General features: G+C 42.1%; 4 protein-coding genes. 2 read left to right on the plus strand and 2 right to left on the minus strand.

Annotation, left to right across the window (positions count from 1 at the left end; all coding sequences use genetic code 11):
* Positions 1 to 135: 135 nt before the first annotated feature.
* Positions 136 to 834 carry a 16S rRNA pseudouridine(516) synthase RsuA gene (rsuA, locus tag AN389_RS19325; protein ID WP_055018925.1) on the minus strand — a complete coding sequence of 233 codons (699 nt, stop codon included), beginning with the start codon at positions 832 to 834 and terminating at the stop codon, positions 136 to 138.
* 59 nt (positions 835 to 893) lie between these two features.
* On the opposite strand from rsuA, the gene zapE reads away from it, so the two are divergent.
* Positions 894 to 2003 (plus strand): cell division protein ZapE, encoded by a 1110-nt coding sequence (zapE, locus tag AN389_RS19330; RefSeq protein ID WP_055020490.1) that lies wholly within the window; start codon positions 894 to 896, stop codon positions 2001 to 2003.
* A 313-nt stretch (positions 2004 to 2316) separates the two neighbouring features.
* Here zapE and galE read toward each other — a convergent pair whose 3' ends face one another.
* Positions 2317 to 3333 carry a UDP-glucose 4-epimerase GalE gene (gene galE, locus AN389_RS19335; RefSeq protein ID WP_055020491.1) on the minus strand — a complete coding sequence of 339 codons (1017 nt, stop codon included), beginning with the start codon at positions 3331 to 3333 and terminating at the stop codon, positions 2317 to 2319.
* A 227-nt stretch (positions 3334 to 3560) separates the two neighbouring features.
* Here galE and AN389_RS19340 point away from each other — a divergent pair, with 227 nt between their 5' ends.
* A complete protein-coding gene (locus AN389_RS19340; protein ID WP_055020492.1) occupies positions 3561 to 4052 on the plus strand; it encodes a DUF3016 domain-containing protein in 492 nt (163 codons plus the stop codon).
* Positions 4053 to 4382: the final 330 nt, after the last annotated feature.

Here is a 4382-nt window from a genome sequence, read left to right on the forward strand (position 1 = left end):
ATGCATGGGACGATTGGAAATGTTAGCCCCATACAATATGAATCAATGAATTAAAACCCCGTGTCTACTTTATCGGGGTCAGCTCAGACCGCTGACCGCTGACCGCTGACCGCTGACCGCTGACCGCTGACCGCTCTATAATTTAACCTCTCCCTCTTTTAACTCTCTATACTCTCCACTTGCTAAGTTTTCGTCCAGTATAATATTCCCTATTTGCTCGCGGTGTAGTTCTACCACTTTGTTACCTACTGCGGCTAACATGCGTTTAACTTGATGGTATTTACCTTCGCTGATTGATAAGCGTAAGCTGTAGGTGGCAAGTGCTTCTGCTTTAGCTGGGCGGGTGAGATCTTTTTCGTTGTGAAGTTGTACGCCGTTGCGTAGTTGTTCTAATGCGTCTTCGGTTATAGGCTCTTGGGTTTCTACTAAGTAGGTTTTTAATTTGTTGTGCTTAGGCGAGGTTATACGATGCGACCAGTCGCCATCGTTGGTAATAAGCACTAAGCCAGTAGTATCTATATCAAGGCGACCTGCTACATGAAAGTCGGCCATATTTGGCTCATCGAGCAAATCAAATACGGTGGGGTGTAGCTCATCTACATTAGCACACACGTAGCCTACAGGTTTGTGCAGCATAAAGTAGCGCTTGCCTAAAAATACCATAGGCTCGCCAGCAAATGTTACTTCATCTTGCTGGGTTATTTGAAAATCGAACGCGGTAATAACTTCCCCATTAACTTGCGCTTCTTGGCGCTTAATTGCAGCGCGTGCTTTTGAGCGTGGCAGCTCTGCTAGGTGGCTAATAAATTTATCTAAGCGGCAAGGGAATTTCATTTTAGTTCACATTTTTAGTCGGCTACAATGGGCGCGATTATAGCCGATAGTGAAACCCCATGACAGTAAACTACCCACAAATATTAAAGCTCTATCAAGCAAAAATTGAAGCGGGTGAACTACGATTTGATAACGCTCAGCATAGTGCGGTAAATGCGTTAAATAATTTGAGCACACAGTTATGCACAAAAAAATTGTGGTGGCAAAAAACGCCATTCGTTAAAGGGGTTTATTTGTATGGGCCGGTAGGGCGGGGTAAATCTATGTTGATGGATTTATTTTATAAAAACTTACCCACTGAGCGTAAGCAGCGGCTGCATTTTCATCACTTTATGGCGCAGGTACACGCCCAACTTGCTCAATTACAAGGGCAAAAAAATCCACTTACATTGATTGCCAAACAGTGGGCTAAAAATATAAACGTGCTGTGTTTTGATGAGTTTTTTGTTAGTGACATTGGCGATGCAATGATTATGGCAAGGTTATTTAATGCCCTGTTTGATTGTGGGGTTGTGCTGGTGGCAACCTCTAACGTAAAGCCTGAACAGCTCTATCGTAATGGCCTGCAACGTGCGCGGTTTTTACCTACAATCGATTTAATTAATAACCACTGCCACATAGTTAGTGTGGCCGGGCAAGAAGATCACCGCTTTAGATACGGTAAAAACAACCGCCACTATTTTATTAATTTACCCAATGATGAGTTTAATAAGCTTTTTATTAAACAGTACCCGCAAGCGACTAAAAATCAAAGTTTACAGGTACACTCGCGCGCTTTACCGTATTTATTTAAAGCAAATAACGCACTGATGATTGATTTTATGGCGCTTTGCTCTGGCCCACGAAGTGCGCAGGATTATATGCTTTTAGCCAAACAGTTTAATGTTTTATATATAGCAAATGTGCCAAAAATGGGTGTAGGCGCAACGGGTAAGGTAATAGTGCATGGTATTGAAGATAGCTACCAACGAGAAAAGCAAACCCTTGATGAGCATTATTTAGATGACGAAGCGAGGCGCTTTATTGCATTGGTAGATGAATTTTACGATTGCCACAAGTTGTTAGTCATTAATGCGCAGGCACAGATAGAAACGCTTTATGAAGGTAAAAAATTGAGCTTTGAGTATGCGCGAACACAGTCGCGTATTGTTGAAATGCAAAATTGGTAATTAGCGCTGACGCTAAGTTTATTTATAGGCGCTTTGCTTGCGTGTTGGTATAAAAATACTGGTATTTCAACTTTGTACGAGAGCAAGCTTCACACCTAAAACTGAAATAACACAGGTGCAGAGGGTTTTGTAGACGCGCAGCTTGCTGGCGTTTAAAAGCAGCGCTTTTACGTCGTGTTTAACCCCTTTGATAAAGCTATGAGAAGCTTTGCATCAATCCTGAGCAAGCTTTAAGTCTACATTAAATATTAGCACGGTGATTAAATTTACTTGTAGATTATTTGCCTGCTTGTGCAGCAGGCAAAGCGTTTAATTAACCTTTATAACCATTAGGGTTATTTGACTGCCAACGCCATGTATCTTCCATCATGGCATCTATTCCGCGTTCTGCTTTCCAGCCTAGCTCCTTAAGTGCTTTTTCTGGCGCGGCGTAGCATGCAGCAATATCGCCAGGGCGGCGAGGCGATACTTGATAAGGTACGTCTTGGCCACTGGCTTTTATAAAGGCATTAACCATTTGCAGTACAGAGTAACCATTGCCTGTGCCAAGGTTATATACCAGCGCGCCGGTATTGTTGGCAATTTTATCAAGCGCTTTTAAGTGGCCCATCGCTAAATCTACAACGTGAATATAGTCGCGCACGCCGGTGCCATCAACGGTGTCGTAGTCGTCACCAAATACAGCAAGTTGTTTTAATTTACCTACTGCAACTTGGGCAATAAAGGGCAGTAAGTTATTTGGTATACCGTTAGGATCTTCGCCAATTAATCCCGACTCATGGGCGCCCACAGGGTTAAAGTAACGCAAAATAGCAAATGCAAAGCGTTCATCTGATTTAACAATATCTTGTAGCATCATCTCAACCATCAGTTTTGATGTGCCATACGGGTTTGTTGTGCCACCTACCGGGAAGTCTTCTTTAATCGGTAAGCTTGCAGGGTCGCCGTAAACGGTTGCTGATGAGCTAAATACGAGTTTAAATACGCCTGCATCACGCATGGCATCTACAAGTGTTAGCGTACCTTGTACGTTTGTTTGATAGTACTCAACAGGTTTAGCCACCGACTCACCAACCGACTTTAAGCCCGCAAAATGAATTACGCTCTCAATGGTGTGCCTTGCAAAAATGGCATCTAAAAAAACTTTATCAAGAATGTCGCCTTGGTAAAATGTGGCTTCTTTGCCTGTGATTTGCTTTACGCGTGCAAGCGACTCTTTTGATGCGTTACTTAAGTTATCAACAACAACAACTTCGCTACCTTGCTGTAAAAGTTCTAAAACGGTGTGTGAGCCTATATAGCCTGCGCCGCCTGTTACTAAAATTGCCATGAATGCTCCGTGGATACCTTTTTCAATTATCTTAATTTCACCATAAGTTGTGATGATTTACATGCTTTATTTGTAACTTTTATTATTAAGAGAGGGTCATATAGTAAAATACTTATAAAGTAGTTTAAATGTCGTATTAAGTTATAGTTAATCAATCACTGCTAAAATTATTAGTTATATTACTGGGCTAAGTCTAAATAATTAGTACTGCCCCTTTGGAGAATGCTATGAATTCAGTTAAATCAATCGCTATGGCAATGTGTATTACATTACCTGCATTTGCACACGCTGGAGAATCGGTAGTTAAGTGGCAAGATTTTAAAGACTACCGCGATGTGCGCGCTTCTAGCCAGAGCAAAGCGTCGTACCACAAACAAATTGCTACTCAGTTCGAAAAACACTTTTCTAAACTCGCCGAGCAGTTGCCAAAAGGCTATAAGCTAAATTTAGAAATAACCGATATCGATTTAGCAGGCGATGTTCGCTATGGCGGTATGGATGAAATACGCGTAGTAAAACCTATTTATTTTCCGCGCATTAAGCTCAATTACTCGCTTGTAGATAACGATGGTAGTGTAATAAGTGAAGCAAGCGACGTAGAGCTGAAAGACATGGGCTTTATGGATAAAATTAAAATGGGTCGCGACGAGCCGTTTTTTTATGAAAAACGCTTAATCACAGAGTGGTTTGGCGAGCAAATTTTAGCAAATTTAGATTAGGCAGTGTTGCGTGAGCAGGCTTCACTGCTTCGATTAAAATCACAGAGTTGCAATCATCGCCGAGTAGACGCGCAGCTTGTTGGCGTATAAAAGGAGCGCTTTTACATTGGTTATTATATTTTAAAACCATGAGAAGCTGCGCTTCTAACGTGAGCAAGCTCTACGTCTACAACCCAAATAAGCGCTGGGGCTAAATTTATTGTAGGCGCCTTGCTTACTAGTGCATTTGGAATTTATTCTGGCTAACCGCTAACCGCTAACCGCTAACCGCTAACCGCTAACCGCTAACCGCTAACCGCTAACCGCTAACCGCTAACCGCTAACCGCTAA

This window comes from Pseudoalteromonas sp. P1-7a (genome assembly GCF_001401855.1).
Lineage (GTDB): Bacteria > Pseudomonadota > Gammaproteobacteria > Enterobacterales > Alteromonadaceae > Pseudoalteromonas.

Coding starts and splice junctions, on each gene's coding strand:
- rsuA (WP_055018925.1), bottom strand. CDS start 834: ATGAAATTCCCTTGCCGCTTAGATAAATTTATTAGCCACCTAGCAGAG.
- zapE (WP_055020490.1), top strand. CDS start 894: ATGACAGTAAACTACCCACAAATATTAAAGCTCTATCAAGCAAAAATT.
- galE (WP_055020491.1), bottom strand. CDS start 3,333: ATGGCAATTTTAGTAACAGGCGGCGCAGGCTATATAGGCTCACACACC.
- AN389_RS19340 (WP_055020492.1), top strand. CDS start 3,561: ATGAATTCAGTTAAATCAATCGCTATGGCAATGTGTATTACATTACCT.